The 17,216-nt window shown below is 65.0% G+C and carries 17 protein-coding genes; 7 read left to right on the top strand and 10 right to left on the bottom strand.

The window, feature by feature from the left end; all coding sequences use genetic code 11:
* Nucleotides 1-16 precede the first annotated feature (16 nt).
* From IVB45_RS28705 to IVB45_RS28680, 6 genes are all read right to left on the bottom strand, one after another.
* Nucleotides 17-1,066, bottom strand: coding sequence for an ABC transporter substrate-binding protein (locus IVB45_RS28705; RefSeq protein WP_027570655.1), 1,050 nt, complete (start codon nucleotides 1,064-1,066; stop codon nucleotides 17-19).
* 86 nt (nucleotides 1,067-1,152) lie between these two features.
* Nucleotides 1,153-2,277 (bottom strand): ABC transporter ATP-binding protein, encoded by a 1,125-nt coding sequence (locus IVB45_RS28700; RefSeq protein WP_247358588.1) that lies wholly within the window; start codon nucleotides 2,275-2,277, stop codon nucleotides 1,153-1,155.
* Nucleotides 2,278-2,411: 134 nt separating this feature from the next.
* Nucleotides 2,412-3,980, bottom strand: coding sequence for a DUF4403 family protein (locus IVB45_RS28695; protein WP_247358589.1), 1,569 nt, complete (start codon nucleotides 3,978-3,980; stop codon nucleotides 2,412-2,414).
* Nucleotides 3,981-4,037: 57 nt separating this feature from the next.
* Nucleotides 4,038-4,688, bottom strand: a complete 651-nt coding sequence (locus tag IVB45_RS28690; protein WP_247287954.1) for a LysE family translocator — start codon at nucleotides 4,686-4,688, stop codon at nucleotides 4,038-4,040.
* A 215-nt stretch (nucleotides 4,689-4,903) separates the two neighbouring features.
* On the bottom strand, nucleotides 4,904-5,542 hold the full coding sequence (locus tag IVB45_RS28685; RefSeq protein ID WP_247287956.1) for a PQQ-binding-like beta-propeller repeat protein: 639 nt from the start codon (nucleotides 5,540-5,542) through the stop codon (nucleotides 4,904-4,906).
* 30 nt (nucleotides 5,543-5,572) lie between these two features.
* Nucleotides 5,573-6,805 (bottom strand): helix-turn-helix domain-containing protein, encoded by a 1,233-nt coding sequence (locus tag IVB45_RS28680; RefSeq protein ID WP_247358590.1) that lies wholly within the window; start codon nucleotides 6,803-6,805, stop codon nucleotides 5,573-5,575.
* A 146-nt stretch (nucleotides 6,806-6,951) separates the two neighbouring features.
* Between IVB45_RS28680 and IVB45_RS28675 the strand changes: the two genes are divergently transcribed.
* Together IVB45_RS28675 and IVB45_RS28670 are read left to right on the top strand one after the other, a co-directional pair.
* Nucleotides 6,952-7,746, top strand: coding sequence for a DUF899 domain-containing protein (locus IVB45_RS28675; RefSeq protein ID WP_247358592.1), 795 nt, complete (start codon nucleotides 6,952-6,954; stop codon nucleotides 7,744-7,746).
* Nucleotides 7,739-7,996, top strand: coding sequence for a hypothetical protein (locus IVB45_RS28670; protein ID WP_247358594.1), 258 nt, complete (start codon nucleotides 7,739-7,741; stop codon nucleotides 7,994-7,996). Before IVB45_RS28675 ends, IVB45_RS28670 begins: the two co-directional genes overlap by 8 nt.
* A gap of 11 nt (nucleotides 7,997-8,007) precedes the next feature.
* On the opposite strand, the gene IVB45_RS28665 is transcribed toward IVB45_RS28670, so the two are convergent.
* Nucleotides 8,008-8,418, bottom strand: coding sequence for a c-type cytochrome (locus tag IVB45_RS28665; protein WP_247358596.1), 411 nt, complete (start codon nucleotides 8,416-8,418; stop codon nucleotides 8,008-8,010).
* 113 nt (nucleotides 8,419-8,531) lie between these two features.
* The gene (locus IVB45_RS28660) at nucleotides 8,532-9,239 is read right to left on the bottom strand and encodes a L,D-transpeptidase (RefSeq protein WP_247358598.1); all 708 of its coding nucleotides are present in this window, start codon (nucleotides 9,237-9,239) and stop codon (nucleotides 8,532-8,534) included.
* 273 nt (nucleotides 9,240-9,512) lie between these two features.
* Between IVB45_RS28660 and IVB45_RS28655 the strand changes: the two genes are divergently transcribed.
* From IVB45_RS28655 to IVB45_RS28645, 3 genes are all read left to right on the top strand, one after another.
* The gene (locus IVB45_RS28655; protein WP_247358600.1) at nucleotides 9,513-10,565 is read left to right on the top strand and encodes a glycosyltransferase family 1 protein; all 1,053 of its coding nucleotides are present in this window, start codon (nucleotides 9,513-9,515) and stop codon (nucleotides 10,563-10,565) included.
* Nucleotides 10,566-10,599: 34 nt separating this feature from the next.
* Entirely contained in the window at nucleotides 10,600-11,289 is a 690-nt protein-coding gene (locus IVB45_RS28650) for a methyltransferase domain-containing protein (RefSeq protein WP_247358602.1), read from the top strand.
* A gap of 120 nt (nucleotides 11,290-11,409) precedes the next feature.
* A complete protein-coding gene (locus tag IVB45_RS28645; RefSeq protein WP_247358604.1) occupies nucleotides 11,410-12,069 on the top strand; it encodes a hypothetical protein in 660 nt (219 codons plus the stop codon).
* Between the two features lie 146 nt (nucleotides 12,070-12,215).
* Here the strand turns inward: IVB45_RS28645 and IVB45_RS28640 are convergent, their stop codons facing one another.
* Entirely contained in the window at nucleotides 12,216-13,880 is a 1,665-nt protein-coding gene (locus tag IVB45_RS28640; protein ID WP_247358605.1) for an aminotransferase class III-fold pyridoxal phosphate-dependent enzyme, read from the bottom strand.
* Nucleotides 13,881-13,915: 35 nt separating this feature from the next.
* Between IVB45_RS28640 and asd the strand changes: the two genes are divergently transcribed.
* Entirely contained in the window at nucleotides 13,916-14,779 is an 864-nt protein-coding gene (gene asd, locus IVB45_RS28635) for an archaetidylserine decarboxylase (protein ID WP_247358607.1), read from the top strand.
* A 67-nt stretch (nucleotides 14,780-14,846) separates the two neighbouring features.
* Nucleotides 14,847-15,413 (top strand): NUDIX hydrolase, encoded by a 567-nt coding sequence (locus tag IVB45_RS28630; RefSeq protein WP_247358608.1) that lies wholly within the window; start codon nucleotides 14,847-14,849, stop codon nucleotides 15,411-15,413.
* A gap of 156 nt (nucleotides 15,414-15,569) precedes the next feature.
* Here IVB45_RS28630 and IVB45_RS28625 read toward each other — a convergent pair whose 3' ends face one another.
* The gene (locus IVB45_RS28625; protein ID WP_247359181.1) at nucleotides 15,570-17,033 is read right to left on the bottom strand and encodes a FecR domain-containing protein; all 1,464 of its coding nucleotides are present in this window, start codon (nucleotides 17,031-17,033) and stop codon (nucleotides 15,570-15,572) included.
* Between the last annotated feature and the right edge of the window lie 183 nt (nucleotides 17,034-17,216).

The raw sequence follows: 17,216 nt of genomic DNA, 5'->3' as shown, positions 1-17,216 counted from the left end.
GAGCCCTGCGGGCGCGCTATTTCGCGGCCCATTTGTTGAAGCGCTCGGTCAGGCGGTCGATGTTCTCGAGCCAGAAGGCAACGTTGATCTCGACCGCATTCTTGATGTTGTCGGGCGCTGTCGGCAGATCCTTGAGAACAGCAGGCGCGAGCAGGGCGGCTGCGTCCTTGTTCGAGGTGCCATAAGCAATGTTCTCCGAGAGTTTCGACTGGTTCTCCGCCTTGCCGACGAAGTCCAGGAACTTGTAGGCCGCGTCCTTGTTCGGGCTGCCTTTCAGGATCACCCACGTGTCGATGGTGAAGAGCGCACCGTCCCACACCATGCCGAAATTCTTCTTCTCGTTCTTGTTCGCGGTGTCGATGCGGCCATTGTAGACCGAGGTCATCGCCACCTCGCCGGAGGCGAGCAATTGCGGCGGCTGGGCGCCGGCCTTCCACCAGACGATGTCGCCCTTGATGGTGTCCAGCTTCTTGAACGCGCGCTCGATGCCCTCGTCGGTCGCCAGCACCTTGTAGACGTCCTTTGGCGCGACGCCGTCGGCCATGAGGGCGATCTCCAGCGTGGTCTTCGGGCCCTGACGCAAGGCGCGCTTGCCCGGGATCTTCTTGGTGTCGAAGAAGTCGGCCCAGCCCTTCGGGGCCTCCTTGAGCTTGTCCTTGTCGTAGCCGAGAACGAAATCGTAGAGGATGGCGCCGACGCCGCAAGCGTTGACCGACGGCGGGATATAGGCGGTCTCGCCGCCGATCTTCGAATAGTCGAGCTTTTCGAACAGGCCTTCCTCGCAGCCAACCGCCAGTTCGTCGCTCTCGACCTGGACGACGTCCCAGGTGGCGGCGCCACCCTGCACCTTGGCGCGCAACACGCCGACGCCGCCGTCCCAGGATTCGTCATTCATGGGCACACCGGCCGCTTTCTTGAATGGTTCGAAGTAGACCTTCTTCTGGGCATCCTGATACGCGCCGCCCCACGACACGACGGTGAGGTCACGCGCCTGCGCGACCGTGGCCAGCGCCGCGCTGGCGGTGAGTGCGGCGGCGAAACCCAGGACAATCTTGCGCTTCAGCATGGTCTTGTTCCTTCTTCTTCACGTGACTTGCGTTGAGCTTGGTCGGTGCAGGTCTGCCCGCGCTGGAGCGACGCTGCATGTTTGGATCAGACGGGATCGAGGGCCAGGCAGTCCTCCGGGCGGAAGGTGATGAATACGTCATCGCCGGGTGTAAGGCTGCCAGCTCTCAGGCTGCCATGCGTCCCCGGCTGAAGCTTGACCATGAACTCCTTGTTGTCGGCGACGTCGAGCACGGCCAGCGCGTGGTCGCCGAGATAGATGGTGTTCTGCACCTTGGCTGGCAGTCGGTTGGGTTCGTCGCTGGAGGTGCCATCCAGAATAATGGCGATCCGCTCCGGCCGCACCGACAGCGAGGTCGATGCGCCCGTGCCCGATACGTTGACCGCGCGTGCGGTCACGGCGCCGCCGCCCGCCAGCGCAACGCGGCAATATTGTTTCTCGACCGTCTCGACGGTGCCGGACAGCACATTGTTCTCGCCGATGAAATGGGCGACGAAGCTGTTCACCGGATGCTCATACAGCGCGTCGGGCCTGTCGATCTGCTGCACGATGCCGTCGTTGAACACGGCGATGCGGTCCGACATGGTGAGCGCTTCACTCTGATCGTGGGTGACATAGACGACGGTGATGCCCATCGTCTCGTGCAGCTGCTTGATCTCCAGCTGCATCTGCTCGCGCAGGCGTTTGTCCAGGGCGCCCAGGGGCTCGTCCATCAGCACGAGTTGCGGATTGAAAACCAGCGCGCGGGCCAGCGCCACGCGCTGCTGCTGGCCGCCGGACAGCTGCCCGGGCCGCCGCTGCGCCAGGGTTTCCATCTTGATCATGCGCAACGCCGCTCTCACGCGCTCCTGCGCTTCGGCCTTGTTCGTGTTGCGGACGGATAGCGGGAAGGCGATATTCTCCGCAATCGTCAGGTGCGGAAACAAGGCATAGTTCTGGAACACCATGCCGATGTCGCGCTTGTGTGGCGGCACGTTCTTGATCGGCCGGTCCGCGAGGTAGATCTCGCCCTGGGTCGGAACCTCGAAGCCGGCCAGCATCATCAGCGTGGTCGTCTTGCCCGATCCGGACGGGCCGAGCAGGGTGACGAACTCGCCCTTCCTGATGTCGAGATCGAGGTTCTTCACCACGAGGTGCTCGCCATCGTAGGTCTTTTGAATGCCGGAAAAGCGCACCAGTGCCGGCGCAGGGGGGACCGTGCCGGCTTCCATGTTGTCCTCGCGTTATCAGCTACGATGCTGTCAGGACCTCGTCTGAGGTTGTGAAGAGCAGCTTAGCATCCTCCGACCAGAATGCCAGCGGCGCAAGCGACGACGCGAACGGATCCGTTGAGGAAAGGCGCGCGCTACATTCCCGACAGCTTGGTGACATACACATTGAGCGAGCCGCCGGCTTCGGCGACGATGCGCAGCGTCTTGGAATCGAAGGCGATGTCGGCGAGAGTGAGGCTGTCGATCTTGGCATCGACCTTGAGGCCGTCCTCGTTCTTCTGGTAGTCGGCGATCGCGCCCGCGATCTTCTCACGGGCGTTGGCGGCGATCGGCTTCAGGTCGAGAGACGCCTTCTGCACCAGCGCCTGCTGCATCTGCGGCACGACCGCGCGCGCCGCCGCGCCGAGCAGGCCGAAGGCCGCCTCGGATTCCACCGCGAGCTGGATATCGGCGAGTCGCAGCGTCTGCTGCGCCTGGTCGAGCATCGGCCGGCCCCAGATATGCACGGTCGCCTCCGCGCCGAGACCGAGCCAGCTCTTCTTCTCCTTGGCGCGGACCAGGAGCGAGATCAGCAACCGCTCGCCCGACGGGACCACGTTGACGCTTTTCACGGTGACATCGACCGGACCGGAGCCGTCCTCGGGATAGGTGTGGCCGACCATCTGCGCCGCGATCAGCTTGTTGATCTCGGTGAAGGGCACGTCGATCGGCACGCCGATGTTCACGCCGGTGCCGGTCGGCGGCACGATCGAGATCTTGTCGGGGAACGGACAGTCCGGCTTGGACGGTGTCGAGATCACGCGCGTCTCGAGCTCGAGGCCAAGCAGCAGCGTCACGTTCTGTGCGTCGACGCGCGGCTGCGCCGCGATGGCGCGGGTCGGCTTCATCTCGAGCCAGAGCGGCGGCAGCGCGGCGGAAGACCCCGAGCCTTGCAGCGGAATCGAGCGGCAGGCCTTGGCCCATTGCAGCTTCGCATTCTCCCGCAGCGACGGATCGTTGCGGATGCGCTCGGAGACGATGTTGATCTGCTCGCCGACGTTCTTGTCGATCAGCGGCTTCACCTGCGCCGGCACGTTGACCTTGGCGCCGGCGACGTTGAGGTTGGTGTCGCCGAGATTGACCTGGGCGCCGAGATTGGGCTCGAGATGCCAGTTCGCGGCGAGCTTCGGGCGCGAGGTGATGACCACGTTACCCTTGATCTCGGCGCTGGCATTCAGGTTCTTGATGTTGACCGCGCCGATTCGTTTCGCCGCGTCACCGCCGAGCACGCCGCTGAGCGCGTCGCCGAGCGCGCCGGTGGCCTTCGAGGACAGCGATCCCGTCACGTTCAGCTTGCCGCTGAGTGGCGTCGAAATCGTCAGCACGTCCTTGTCGCCGGCAGCCGCCATCGGCCCGCGTACGGCGGACCAGCCGATGTCGGCGTTCTCCAGGATCTGCGAGATCGGGTTCTCGGCCTTCCCCGCGAAATTACGCGGCGCGGCCTTCTCGGCCTGCTCGCGGATCGCCGACACCGCGATGGCGACCGGTGCGATCACGATCGAGCTCTTGGAGGCGGGCGGCAGCGGCGGCAGTTGCGCGACCGGAGGCGCGGAATTGGTCGCGCGCGGCGACAGCCAGTCCATCGCCTTCAGGCTGATGAAGAACGACGCCGCGAGCACCGCGATGGCGATCAGGATAGTCTTCAAGTTCAGCGTTAGTCGCATCAATCCCCCAGGCCGCCCGGAGCGGAAGTCTACAGGGCAGGCGAGGAGGGCGCTAGCCTAGCGCGTGGGCGCCGGGGCGCTACGATCAACGAAAAGCAACCCTGCAATGGCAAGCATGACAGCGCCAAGGATGCCTTCTTGTAGCTTGGCAAACCAGGCGTTGCGGGAAAGCCAGCCGCCAATGCTGGAAGCGCCAGCGGCGATGCCGACATAGACGACGCAGCCAAGGGTCTTCGAGACTACTGCAAGAATCAACAGTTGTTCCCAGACCGGACCAACAGTGTGATCAGTGAATTGGGGCAGGAACGCCGTCATAAACAGGAAGACCTTCGGGTTGAGCAGGTTCGTAGTGAAGCCCTGTATGAAAGCAGCTCGGTGTGCGCCTGCCGGCGCCGCGCGTGCTGTATTCTTATCGAGGCGAATACTCCGCCAAAAAGCGCGAACACCAAGGTATGCTAGGTAAGCCGCACCGAGCAATCTCACGGCGGAGAACAGTTCCGGTGAATGCTGGAAGATTTCGGCGAGACCTAGAACAACAAGCGGTATTTGGATGAATCCGGCAAAGAATGTCCCCAAGACGCTCATGAAGGCAGCTCTAAAGCCTTGCGTCATGCCGCGCGTGAGCGTCAACATCATGTCCGGACCTGGAGTAATGTTCAGCACCAGCGATGCAAGGGTGAACGCGAGCAGAACGTGAGCGTTGAACATAGGAAGGGATACCGTGAAAAGGAATGAGCAGTATGAGATAAGTAGTGCGGAGGCCGACTGTCAATCCATTCATCGGTTCAACCCGCATTGGGGCGAGCGTCTTTCGTACGCCCCTTAGGAATGTGGCTAGGCACTCACGTCCGCATGATCGCAGCGAGCGCAACAGCCAAGTGTCGGCAAGCAGCTTGAATAAAGCTGTGGGGCCCATCCTGAGATTAGCCGCGCCGGGGACGGCGGACGGCTCTCACATTGCCGCGATTTCCCCCGCCGCAGAACAAGTGATCGCCGCCGTCGGACTCGAGCCCTGAGACCATGGTACCTGAAGGCAGGTCGAGCTGCTCCAGCACCTTGCCCGTCTCGGGGTCGATCCGCCTGATGTCGCTGTCCTCGCCTTCCCAGGTGCCGTGCCAGAGCTCCCCGTCGACCCACGTCACCCCGGTGACGAAGCGCTTGCTTTCGATGGTGCGGAGAATCTTTCCGGTCTGGGGATCGACCTGATGGATCTTGCGCTCCCGATACTGTCCGACCCAGAGCGAGCCCTCGGCCCAGGCCAATCCGGAATCGCCGCCGCCGCCGGGGGCAGGGATGGTGGCGAGCACCTTGCCGGTCGCAGCGTCAATCTTCTGGATGCGGTCCTCGGCAATCTGAAACAGGTGACGGCCGTCGAACGCCGTTCCGGCATGCGCGGCGACATCGATGGAGCGGGCGATCTTGCCATCGGCCGGATCGACCGCGTTCAATCTGTCGCCGGACGCGAACCAGACATGGGTGCCGTCATAGGTGACGCCATGCACGGCTTCGACGCCCGCAAAGGGCCCGTATTCCCTGACGATCTCGGCGGCTGAACGTTTCATCTGCTCGGTCCCTGTGGCGTGAATAACACCTTACGTCTTCAGGAGCGGTCCGGGGAGTAACAAGCCTGTCGGGAAACCCGGGACGGGCGGCGTCATCCAGCGCCGCGCCCTTCCGTGTCCGAAGGACTGCACCTTGTTCGATCGCGCCAGCTCTTCGAGGGCCCGCTGCACGGTGCGCGCGCTCGTTCCCAGCGCCAGCGCGAGCGCCGAGCTCGACCAGGGCTCGCCGTCGGAGAGGAAGGCGAGCACATTGGCGTGCTTCTCCTCGACGGGGCGTGCCAGGACGAGGACGTCGCGCGTCTTGCCCGGTGTCTTGTGCGGCGTCAGCGCAAAACCTTGGCTGGTCGCGCTGACATCGGCGAGGGGCTTGAGCTTGGTGCGGAGCCGCCCGATTTCGACGCGCAGCCGAGCGCGATGCGATTCATCGACGTGCCTTGCCTGAAACGCTCCCGTGATCAACGCTTCCCGCGAGACGTCGGCGGGCCAGGCCTGCGCCAGGATGCGGGCGAGCGCGAACAGCACCGGCCGCCTTCCGAGCGGCACGAGGATGCCTCGTCTGCGAACCGCGTGATGGAACGTGTCCACCACGAGCGCCTCCGATGTCGCGAGGTCCTCGACCTCCTCGAGCCGCAACGGCCGTTCGTGCCCGCGCGTGATCAGGCGCGCTGCGGGCGTGTCGAGCACGTGGCTCGCGCTTTCGACCTCGGCTGCAAGCGCTGGAATGCCGGCCTGCCGTGCTGCGCTCGCCGCGCGCCCGAGCGCCGCGCGCGCGTCTTTGGTTCGGAGCCGCCTGATGGCGATCCCGGCGATCACGAGCTCACGGGCGACCTGCGAAGCCGGGGACAGCGGCGTGGAGTTGATATCGGTCAGCGTGCGTTCGGCGTCATCGAGGCGCCCGAGAAGGAGAAGTCGGCGCGCCTCGATGTGACCCGCATGGGCGGCGTTGGCGAGGTCACCGTGGCTTGCGAGCGTCGCTCGCGCGGCCGCGAGCGTGTTGGCCGGCCAATTCAGGTCGCGCGAGACGAGTGCGATCTCGGCCTCCGCCACCACGCACCTGGCCCGCGCCACCGCCTCTCTCGGGCCGAAGGCGCGTGCGGCGCTGCGCAGCAATGTCTTTGCCTTGGCGAGATCGCCGAGCTGCGCCATCGCGATACCGCGCAGCGCCAGCGAAGGTGCATCGTTGCGCAGTGCGACGCGGTTCAGCGCGCCCAGCGGATCGCCGGCTTGGAGCGCGCGGGCCGCCGCCGTGATCAGCGACTCCATTCAAATCCCGCCACACTTGTTACTCCCACCACGCAACCGTCCGGTGCGAGAGATCGTTGACGGCCGACGATGTGCGGCGAGGGACGAGCGGTTCCGGATCTCGCATCGCGAGATACGGAACGGCCGCCCGGGAAAGTTGGAGAGCCATGATGACATCAGCTGACAACGCAGGAAATAACGGACAGGCCGCCATGCAAACACCGCCGGTGGTGTCGCCGCAGGACTGGGAGGCCGCCCGTCAGCAACTGCTCGTAAAGGAAAAGGCGCATACCCGTGCCCGCGACGCCCTGGCCGCCGAGCGCCGGCGCATGCCGTGGATGGAAGTGACGAAAACCTATGCTTTCGAGGGGCCCGGCGGCAAGGTCAGTCTGCACGACCTGTTTCAGGGCCGGCGGCAACTGATCGTCTACCGCGCCTTCTTCGAGCCGGGCGTGTTCGGCTGGCCGGATCATGCCTGCCGCGGCTGCTCCATGGTGGCCGACCAGGTCGCCCATGTCGCGCATCTGAATGCCCGCGACACCACGCTGGTGTTCGCCTCGCGCGCACCGCAGGCCGACATCATCAGGCTGAAGCAGCGGATGGGCTGGACCATGCCATGGGTCACCGTCACCGACAGTTTCGATGCCGATTTCGGCGTCGACGAATGGCACGGGACCAACGTGCTCTTCCGCGATGGCGACCGCATCTTCCGCACCTACTTCGTCAAGAGCCGCGGCGACGAGCAGATGGGCGGCACCTGGAATTACCTCGACATCACGCCGCTGGGACGGCAGGAGGTCTGGGAAGATTCGCCGAAGGGCTATCCGCAAACGCCGACCTACAAATGGTGGAACTGGCACGACAGCTACACCGAAGGTGCGGCACCCGACAAGAAATGGGTCGAGATCTCGACCGCCGGCGAGAAGGCTTTTCGCGAGGAGGCCGCGGAAGGACGTGACTAGTCCCGTCAGCGCAACTGCCGGCCCGAGCCGCAACGGCATGGTGGCCGCGCGCCACCTCGCCAGATGGCTGGGGCTGGCGGCGACCCCGACCTTCGCGATCATGGCCGTGCTGACGGCCATGCTCGATGGCCCGGCCGACATGCTGTGCGGCTCCGGACATGGGGCGATGCTCGGAGGGATGGTGCCGATGTATCTCTTGATGAGCGCGTTTCACTCGGCGGCATGGCTGAGGCTGATTGCAGAGCGGTGAAGTCGGTAGCTCTACCGCGAAGCCGCCTGCAAATAGGCAACGACCTTCGCCGCTTCCTCCGCCGAGACGCCGCCATAGGGCTGCATCTTGTTGCCGGATACGATTTCGTCCGGCTTGACCATGAAGCGGGTCAGTTTGTCCTGGTCCCAGACGAAGCCGGCTTCCTTCATCGACGAGGAATAGTTGTAGTTCGGCAGCGAGCCGGCCTTGCGTCCGACGATTTTATTGAGGTTGGGGCCCAGACGATTGTCGCCCTCTTTCACCGAGTGGCAGGTGCGGCAGGAATTGTTGAAGGCTTGCTGGGCTGCGTCGTCACTCCCAGGCTGCTGTGCGAGCGAGGCGGGCGCGGTCAACAGCAGTGCCACTGCGCCGGCGATCGCGCGGAGCCATGTGCCTTGCGGCGATTGCGGACGTGATTGCATTCGCGCCTCCATCGGGGATCGCGCCGCAGCACGCGCGCGCGTCGGGATGCCGAGGGCAAACGAAAACGGCCCCGGTGGGTTCCGGGGCCGTTTGCGTCACAATGTCCTGTCGCTTACCGCGTTGCGGCTCCGAGATCCGCGCGGCGTTCCGTCATCGGCAGCACGATCACCTTGGTGCCGACGTTGACGCGGGAGTAGAGGTCCGCGACGTCGTCATTGGTCAGGCGGATGCAGCCGGAGGAGACGTGCTTGCCAATGGTGTCGGGCGCGTTGGTGCCGTGGATGCGGTAGATGGTGCCGCCGAGATACATGGCGCGGGCGCCGAGCGGATTGCCGGGGCCGCCGGCCATATGGCGCGGCAGATAGGGCTGGCGGGCGATCATTTCCGGCGGCGGCGTCCAATCCGGCCACTCGGCCTTCTTGGTCACCGACTGGGTGCCGGACCAGGTGAAGCCGTCGCGGCCGACGCCGATGCCGTAGCGCATCGCCTGGCCGTTGCCGAGCACGAGATAGAGGTAGGTGTTGGGTGTATCGATGATGATGGTGCCGGGCGCCTCGCGCGTCGCGTAGGAGACCGTCTGGCGACGGAAGCGGGCCGGCGTTTCGACGGCGTCCTGATCTTCGGACGGCGCGGCCTGATAGGGCGCGGCTTGATAAGGCTGGTACGGCTGCGGCGCTGCGATCGGTGGCAGCGGCTGGAAGAACGGGAAGAGCTGCACCGGCGCGGCCTTCACCGGGCCGGCGAACGCGATCGCGGTGACAGCCACTGCGCCAAACGCAACGGCGCGCGAATAAGTCTTCAACGTCTCCAGATTGATCATTGGTCGCCCCTGTTTGCGCCGTGTTCTTGGTCGCCCCGGCACCGTTTCGGTGCTCTGTTGCCTAGATCACTAGCGACAAGAAGTTTCGGGACGTTTGCGCGGAAAACCGAAAACGGTTTCATGGCGGAAAGGATTGTTTCATGACGGTTTCGTGGCTGAGCGGACCCGTTAACGAACAAAACAGCGGGCCGACACTTCCATGACGTCACACGCCTGAAATATCCGTGGTTGATGGTCCTAAGCCGAGAATCATAAAAATCTCGGGATTTCCCCATGCGGGTATTAATCGCGACTGACGCCTGGCATCCGCAGGTCAACGGTGTGGTGCGGACGCTGACCTCGCTGGCTGGCGCGGCCAAGGCATTGGATGTCGAGATCGACTTCCTCACGCCGGACGGCTTTCGGTCATGGCCGTTGCCGACCTATCCGGGGCTGCGCGTTGCGCTGCCGAGCGGCAAGGAGATTGCGCGGCGGATCGAGAAGGCGGCGCCCGAGGCGCTGCACATCGCGACCGAAGGGCCGATCGGCTGGGCGGCGCGGGCCTATTGCCGCCGCAACCGGCTCGCCTTCACCACCTCCTACACCACGCGCTTTCCCGAATACGTCTCGGTGCGGACCGGCATTCCCGCGAGCGTCGGCTACGCCGTGCTGCGCCACTTCCACGATGCCGCCGCGATGACGATGGTGGCGACGCCCTCGCTGCGGCAGGAGCTCTCCGAGCGCGGCTTCAAGCGGCTCGGCTTCTGGACCCGCGGCGTCAACACCGAGCTGTTCCATCCTGAGTCTCCGGCCAGGCTCGATCTGCCCAGGCCGATCTTCATGACGATGGGCCGCGTGGCGGTGGAGAAGAACCTCGAGGCGTTCCTGTCGCTCGACCTGCCAGGCACCAGGGTCGTCATCGGCGACGGCCCGCAGAAGGCCGCGCTCGAAAAGAAATATCCCGACGCCGTCTTCCTCGGCGAGAAGAAGGGCGCCGATCTAACCGCGCATCTCGCCGCCGCCGACGTGTTCGTGTTTCCGAGCCTGACCGACACGTTCGGCGTGGTGCAGCTCGAAGCGCTCGCTTGCGGCACGCCGGTTGCGGCGTTTCCGGTGACGGGTCCGAAGGACGTCATCGCCGATCATCCGATCGGCGCGATCGACCATGATCTGCGGGCCGCGTGTCTGCGCGCACTCACCATGTCGCGCCAGACTTGCCGCAATTTCGCGCTGGAGCGCTCCTGGGAAAACAGCGCGCGCCAATTCGTCGGCAACCTCACTTCACTTCAGCCCAGTCGTGCCTTGCGCGCCTCGCCGATCATGGCGCGGCGGCCGGTGCGCGGTTGACCCCAACGTTTCGACCACAGCGAGAACCTCATCGATGGCTAAGATCATGAACCTTGACGGCACCCAGCAGCTCGACCTCACCCGTGGCACGGTCGAGCAGGCTTATGATCGTTGGGCACCGGTCTACGACCTCGTGTTCGGAGGCGTGTTCGCCAAAGGCCGGCAGGCCGCGATCGCGGCCACCAACAAGATCGGCGGCCGGGTGCTCGAGGTCGGCGTCGGCACCGGCATCTCGCTGCCGCTCTACGCGCCGCATCTGCGCATCTTCGGCACCGACATCTCGGAGGCGATGCTCGACAAGGCGCGCCAGCGCGTCGCCGAGGGCGGCCTAGAGCACGTCGAGGGCCTCGCGGTGATGGATGCCGAGAAGCTCGAATTCCCCGACAATTCCTTCGACGTCGTGATGGCGCAATACGTCGTCACCGCCGTGCCGAATCCGGAAGTCGCGCTGGACGAATTCGCCCGCGTCCTGCGTCCGGGCGGCGAGTTGATCATCCTCACCCGCGTCAGCGCCGATACCGGCATGCGCCGCTTCATCGAGCAGAAGTTGCAGCCGGTGGTGCGTCCGCTCGGCTTCCGCACCGCCGAGTTCGCCTGGTCGCGTTACGCCAAATGGTTGGCCGGCGCCAATGGCATCGAGCTCGCCGAGCGTCGCCTGATTCCGCCGCTCGGCCATTTCTCGCTGGTGCGCTTCCGCAAGATCGACGTCGCAAAAGCGGCGTAACCCAAGCTCACGCGTGCGTCACCGCGTCGCTGCACATCGTCACATGACAAAATGATGATGTCACACGGCCTACATCGAATCTCTGTAAATCCTGAACCCGAAAGCATTTTGGGGGAGAGCATGATCAAGAACTATCTCGAGCAGCTGCGGATCCAGCGCTGGGACGACCATCGCTACTATCACCACAGCCGCATCAATCAGAGCCTGCATTTCGTGAGCGCGCTGAGCTTCCTGTTCGCCTATGTCTGGCTGTTCATCGATCCCATGGTCTCCGCGCTGGTCGGATGGCTGGTCTCGATGACCTCGCGCCAGGCGGGTCACTTCTTCTTCGAGCCGCACGGCTACGACCAGATCAACCAGGCGACGCACGAGCACAAGGAAGAGATCAAGGTCGGCTACAATCTTCGGCGCAAGGTGGTGCTGATGTCGATCTGGGCGCTGTCGCCGCTGGTGCTGCTGGTCGATCCCACGCTGTTCGGACTGTTCACGCCCTGGGCGGGCGCGACCGATTTCATGCGGCAGGTCGCCAAGGTCTGGCTCGTCGTCGGCGGCGGCGGTCTGATGTTCCGCACGGTGCACCTGTTCTTCATTCGCGACGTCGAGACCGGCCTCGTCTGGATGACGAAGATCCTGACCGACCCCTTCCACGATCTGATGCTCTACCGCAACGCGCCGCTGGCGCTGATGCGCGGCGAGCTGATGGACCCCGGCCTGCACCTCAACCCCGAGCACACGCTGGGCCTGATCGGCGAGCCCACGCTCGAAGAGCGGCACGCCTGAGCGCCGCGATCTCACCAAGGCTTCCGATGTCTGGCGGTTGCGTCATGCCCGGGCTCGTCCCGGGCATCCACGTCTTGCGGCTTTCGCGCGGAAGCGCGTGGATGGCTGGGACGGGCTCGGCAATGACGGCATTGGCGGATTTGGCCTCAGCGCCGGAAGCGCTTGGCGAGCATCTCTTTCAGGATCTGCCGCTTGATGGCCTTGTTGGTGAGGACGCCATCGTGCCACCAGAAGCCGTCGGCTTTCATCTTCTCGGCCGCGCGGACGAAACGCTCGGCGACCTCGGTGAAATCGGCATCGGTGTAGTTCAGGCTGAAGATCAGCCGGCCGGTGCCGACCCAGCTCAGGGACAGGCCTTCGGCGCGCAGGTAATACTGCAGCATCCAGTTGTAGCGGGATGGCGTGGTGTATTTCACCGTCCAGATCGAGGAGAAGTTGGCGAACCGCACCGGCAGGTCCGCGCCCTCCATCATCCGGTTGAGTTGTTGCGCGCGCTCGTTCCAGGTCTCGTCCAACCCGTCATAGACGGCGCGGAAGTTCGGGCTGGCGAGCCGGCTCAGAAATTCGTCCATCGCCGTCATGACGTAGGGGTGCGAGTTGAAGGTGCCGCGGGCGAAGCAAACGTCGGCGGGGCGATCGTCGCGGAAGCGGCGCATCAGCTCGCGTCGGCCGCAGACCACGCCGACCGGCAGGCCGCCGGCGAGGCTCTTGCCGTAGGTCACCATGTCGGCCTTGATGCCAAAGTATTCCTGGGCGCCGCCCGGGGCGAGGCGGAAGCCGACGAAGACCTCGTCGAAGATCAGCACGATGCCGCGTTGGTCGCAGACCTCGCGCAGCTTCTTGAGCCATTCCGTATAAGCCGCGCGATCGAAATTGCCGCCGCGGGAGGAATCAACCAGCGAGGAGTCGCCGGGCGCGTTGCCATTCGGATGCAGCCCCTGCAGCGGGTTGACCAGCACGCAGGCGATGTCCTTGCGCGTCCGCAGCACGTGCAGCGTCTTCTCCGACATCTCGGCGAGGGTGTAGGTCTCGTGCGCGGGAATCGGATTGCCGACTCCGGGCTGCACGTCGCCCCACCAGCCGTGATAGGCGCCGGCGAAGCGGACGAGATGGGTGCGCCTGGTGTGGTAGCGCGCGAGCCGCACCGCCTGCATCACGGCTTCGGTGCCGGACATGTGGAAGGAGACTTCGTCGAGGCCCGAGATCTGGCACAGCCGCGCCACGTTCTCGAGGATGACGGGATGGTAGGGGCCGAGCACCGGTCCGAGCGCGTGCGCGCGCTTCTCGGAGCCCTCGATGCATTCCTTGTAGAAGTCGTTGCCGAAGATGTTGACGCCGTAGGACCCCGTGAGGTCGTAGGAGGTATTGCCGTCGACATCCGTGACCGTGACGCCGCGCGACGACTCCACGAAGGTCGAGGTGCCCAGATGCTCGCGAACGAGGCGCGAGAACTGGAACGGCACGCGGTAGCTCTCGGTGAAGTGCAGGTCGGAGATCTTCTCCGCCGCGTCCTTCGTCATCGCGCGGCCCTTGGGGTAGCGCTCGGCGTAGAGACACGCGAGACGGAAGAAGCCGTCCTTGCGCTGCGTTGCGACGTTCGCCGGCGCGCCGTCGCAGGCGAAGTAGGCATCGCCTTCGAATTCGTAGAACGGAAGCAGCTTGGCCACCCGGCGGGACATCTTGGAGTGCCCGGCGAGCGAGCGGTGCTTGGCGCGGGACAATTCGATCCGCGCCTTGATTTTCGGGAAGGCGGCGGCAACGGAAGCTGCGGCGGCCACGGACAAAGAAAGAATCGGGAGTGTCGTTTCCATGACAACAAGCGCTAATACTGCGAGCTGACAGATTCATGACAGTCAAAGCCCTCATCGCCTCTTTCACCCAGCAGGAAGACCTCAACTTCCTGTTGACCAACCGCATCCCCCGCGCGGCCCTGACCCGCTTCATGGGCTGGTTCTCCAAGATCGAGAACCCACTGGTGCGTGAAGGCTCCATCGCGCTGTGGAAGCTGTTCTCCGACCTCGATCTGTCGGGGGCGCGCAAGACCCGTTTCAGGAGTCTGCACGACTGCTTCACCCGGGAGCTCAAACCCGGCTTGCGGCCCTTTGATCCGGACCCCTCCATTGTCGCCAGTCCGTCCGACGGCATCGTCGGCGCCCATGGCCGGATCGCCAACACCGAGCTGTTCCAGGTCAAGGGCGCGCCGTACTCGCTGCTCGATTTGCTCGGAGACTCCGTGCTGGTCGACCAGCACCGCAACGGCTCCTTCATCACGCTGCGGCTGACCTCGAGCATGTATCACCGCTTCCACGCGCCCTTTGACGCGCATATCGAACGCGTCACGCTGATCCATGGCGATGTCTGGAACGTCAACCCGATCGCGCTGAAGCGGGTCGAGCGTCTGTTTTGCAAGAACGAGCGCGCGGTGATCCGCACGCGTTTGCCGACGGGCGAAGCCGTGACGCTGGTACCGGTCGCCGCGATCCTGGTCGCAAGCATCCGTCTGCACTTCCTCGACATGGTGCTGAATGCGCAGACCAGGGGGCCGGTCAATTTCCCCTGCGACGTCAACGTGAGCAAAGGCGAGGAGCTCGGCTGGTTCGAGCATGGCTCGACCATCATCATCCTCGCGCCCGGCGATTTCACCTTCTGCGACGGCATCGCCGAAGGCACGCGTATTCGCGCAGGTCAAGCGCTGCTGAGAAAAAACTAGCCTTCAATCTGCCGCGTCGGCTGCCTATATCGTTCGTGGGGACGTTTCTGCGACGACGGATTGGGTGATGGCACGGGCGCCGGTCATGGCGGCGGGTGGTATTGTGCTGCGGCGAGGTGCGCCGCCGCTGATTGCCGTCGTGCGCCAGCGCAAGCGCAACGAATGGGTCTTGCCCAAGGGCAAGCTCGACGACGGCGAAACGCCGAGAGAAGCCGCGCATCGCGAAGTGCTGGAAGAGACCGGTCACGACGTCACCATCCACGAATTTTTGGGCACACTCGTCTACCAGTCGGGCGGACGTTCAAAGGTCGTGCATTTTTGGCGCATGGAGGCCGGGGACGGTCCGGTCCGCAAGCTGATGAACGACATCAAGGCCGTCGACTGGCTGACGCTGGAAGACGCGCTCGGGCGCCTGTCGCGCGAGGACGAGCGCGTGTTCCTGACCCAGGTTGGCCCGATCGCGCTCGCGGCCGCTGGGCTTGCGCCGGGGGATGCCGACGTCAGATCGCCGCTCGCGACCGAGGATGTCGATGCAGCCTTGCAGACGCTGACGCCAGCCGAAGCGGCTTCGGTCGGCGAGTTGCGGCACGGTCTGTTGCAGAAGGTGAAGGCCTGGCTGCGCGGTGACGCGTGAGTTTTCTTCACCTCGCCCCGCGTTGACGGTGCACCCTCTCCCACAAGGGGCGAGGGGTGTCTCTCCACGCGCGAAGCTGTCGCAATGGATTCGCGGTGAGAACCCCTCATCCGGCGCTTCGCGCCACCTTCTCCCACAAGGGGAGAAGGAAGAAAGTCATCGCCGCTCCTTCTCCTTCGGAACTGGCGCTGGCCTTCGCGGCGCTACGGGACGTTGCGCGGCGGGGAGGCGCTGCTGGAATCCGCCCGGGCGCTGCATGCCCGGAGGTTGAGCGGCGGGCGGCTGCCCCGGCTGCATGCCGGTGCGCGGAAGTTGCGGCTGCACGTGGGGCTGCTGCTGCGTTCCGGCCGGCTGCTGCGGCGCGACTCCGCCGGGCTGCGTCGGAATCTGTCCACCGCGCTGCGGCTGGTTTTGTGGCCTGCCGTCAGGCTGCGTGCCTTGACCGGCGCGCGGTAGGCCTGCCGGACGTCCCGCGCCTTGCTTCTGGCCTTGTTGCTGCTGACCCTGACCCACGCGCGGCGTACCGGGCTGCACGGCGCCGCCTTGGCCCGGCGCTTGGCCCTGCCGCTGCGGCGGCTGGCTGCCTTGACGGCCTGGCGTGCCTGGCTGTTGCTGCCCCGGACGGTTGTTCTGACCGGGCTGACCGTTCGGCCGCTGGGGCTGTTGTGGCTGTTGTCCTGGCGCCGTGTTTGGCCGCAATTGTTGCTGTTGCGGCGGCTGGAACGGCCGCGGAATGCGCGGGCTCGCGGTCGGATTGGCGCGGCGGAAGTCGCGCTGCTCGGTGACGATCTGCCGGCCCGTAGTCTGCGCCAGATGCACCTGGCTGACGAAGCCGCGGTCGCGCGCGATCTGCTGTGGTGCGATCGTGATCGGCACCGCGGCAAAGCGCATGACGCCGGCCGCGGCTGCGCCCGGCCGGATCGCAAAACCGCTCGCGCCTTGCGTCAGCGCGCCGAGCCGCGTCCCGCTCGTGCGGTCGTCGACGTCGATGTGTCCGACCCGGCCGTCGGCGTCGGGATAGAGCTTGATGTTGACGTTGTTGGTCTTGTTCGCGGCCGCGCCTTCCGGCACGTCGACGACGCCCGTGGTGCCGCGGATGCCCAGCGTCGCCGTCGGCGTCGTGATCTTCATGTTGCCGGTCTTTGCCACCGCCGCCGCGACGAAGGCGACCGTGCCCTTGCCGATGTCAAAGATGCCTGCGTTCTGCTTGCCGCCGTCCTCATAGACGTAAGTGTCGATGGTGATTTTTGCGCTGGCCGAGAGGTTGAACGTGGTCGCGTCGTTGAAGGTGATGCCGAGCGATGAGTTCGACGAAGTCTGCACGACGTCGTTGAGAAAGATGTCGTCGCGCACGCGTAGCGGATAGGAATTTTTGTCGCGGATCACGGTCGCGATGCCCGTCACCGTCGCGACGTTGCCGATCGGCTCGACGGCGGCGGGCTGCGCTTCGGTCGGGGGAGCGGGTGAAGCCGATGGCGTCGGCGAGGGGGCGGGCGACGGTTGCGCTTCTGGCTGCGCCTGCGCAAGCTCGATCGCATCGGATGCGAACGCAACGCTCGCCCCGGCCGGCGGCAACGCCAGCAGCGCAAGCGCGAACATGAAGCGGCGCCAGGCCACGATAAATGTCACGAAGAGTCCCGGTGAGAAACGCGAGGCGAGATCGACCGATATCAGCCGCGTACAGCTGAACGGCGGATGAATGTCTATCGCACGGGGGCGGCGAACGTTCAAATGGTACGCGACGTTAGCTTGTGGCCAAGCCTCTCCACCGTCATGGCCGGGCTTGTCCCGGCCATCCACGCC

Origin of the sequence: Bradyrhizobium sp. 4 (assembly GCF_023100905.1) — a bacterium.
Classification (GTDB): domain Bacteria; phylum Pseudomonadota; class Alphaproteobacteria; order Rhizobiales; family Xanthobacteraceae; genus Bradyrhizobium.
This window is presented reverse-complemented; position numbering and strand designations above follow the sequence as displayed.

Bases quoted from the DNA above. Each gene is read 5' to 3' on its own strand.
- IVB45_RS28705 (WP_027570655.1), bottom strand. From the start codon at position 1,066: ATGCTGAAGCGCAAGATTGTCCTGGGTTTCGCCGCCGCACTCACCGCC.
- IVB45_RS28700 (WP_247358588.1), bottom strand. From the start codon at position 2,277: ATGGAAGCCGGCACGGTCCCCCCTGCGCCGGCACTGGTGCGCTTTTCC.
- IVB45_RS28695 (WP_247358589.1), bottom strand. From the start codon at position 3,980: ATGCGACTAACGCTGAACTTGAAGACTATCCTGATCGCCATCGCGGTG.
- IVB45_RS28690 (WP_247287954.1), bottom strand. From the start codon at position 4,688: ATGTTCAACGCTCACGTTCTGCTCGCGTTCACCCTTGCATCGCTGGTG.
- IVB45_RS28685 (WP_247287956.1), bottom strand. From the start codon at position 5,542: ATGAAACGTTCAGCCGCCGAGATCGTCAGGGAATACGGGCCCTTTGCG.
- IVB45_RS28680 (WP_247358590.1), bottom strand. From the start codon at position 6,805: ATGGAGTCGCTGATCACGGCGGCGGCCCGCGCGCTCCAAGCCGGCGAT.
- IVB45_RS28675 (WP_247358592.1), top strand. From the start codon at position 6,952: ATGATGACATCAGCTGACAACGCAGGAAATAACGGACAGGCCGCCATG.
- IVB45_RS28665 (WP_247358596.1), bottom strand. From the start codon at position 8,418: ATGCAATCACGTCCGCAATCGCCGCAAGGCACATGGCTCCGCGCGATC.
- IVB45_RS28660 (WP_247358598.1), bottom strand. From the start codon at position 9,239: ATGATCAATCTGGAGACGTTGAAGACTTATTCGCGCGCCGTTGCGTTT.
- IVB45_RS28655 (WP_247358600.1), top strand. From the start codon at position 9,513: ATGCGGGTATTAATCGCGACTGACGCCTGGCATCCGCAGGTCAACGGT.
- IVB45_RS28650 (WP_247358602.1), top strand. From the start codon at position 10,600: ATGGCTAAGATCATGAACCTTGACGGCACCCAGCAGCTCGACCTCACC.
- IVB45_RS28645 (WP_247358604.1), top strand. From the start codon at position 11,410: ATGATCAAGAACTATCTCGAGCAGCTGCGGATCCAGCGCTGGGACGAC.
- IVB45_RS28640 (WP_247358605.1), bottom strand. From the start codon at position 13,880: ATGGAAACGACACTCCCGATTCTTTCTTTGTCCGTGGCCGCCGCAGCT.
- asd (WP_247358607.1), top strand. From the start codon at position 13,916: ATGACAGTCAAAGCCCTCATCGCCTCTTTCACCCAGCAGGAAGACCTC.
- IVB45_RS28630 (WP_247358608.1), top strand. From the start codon at position 14,847: ATGGCACGGGCGCCGGTCATGGCGGCGGGTGGTATTGTGCTGCGGCGA.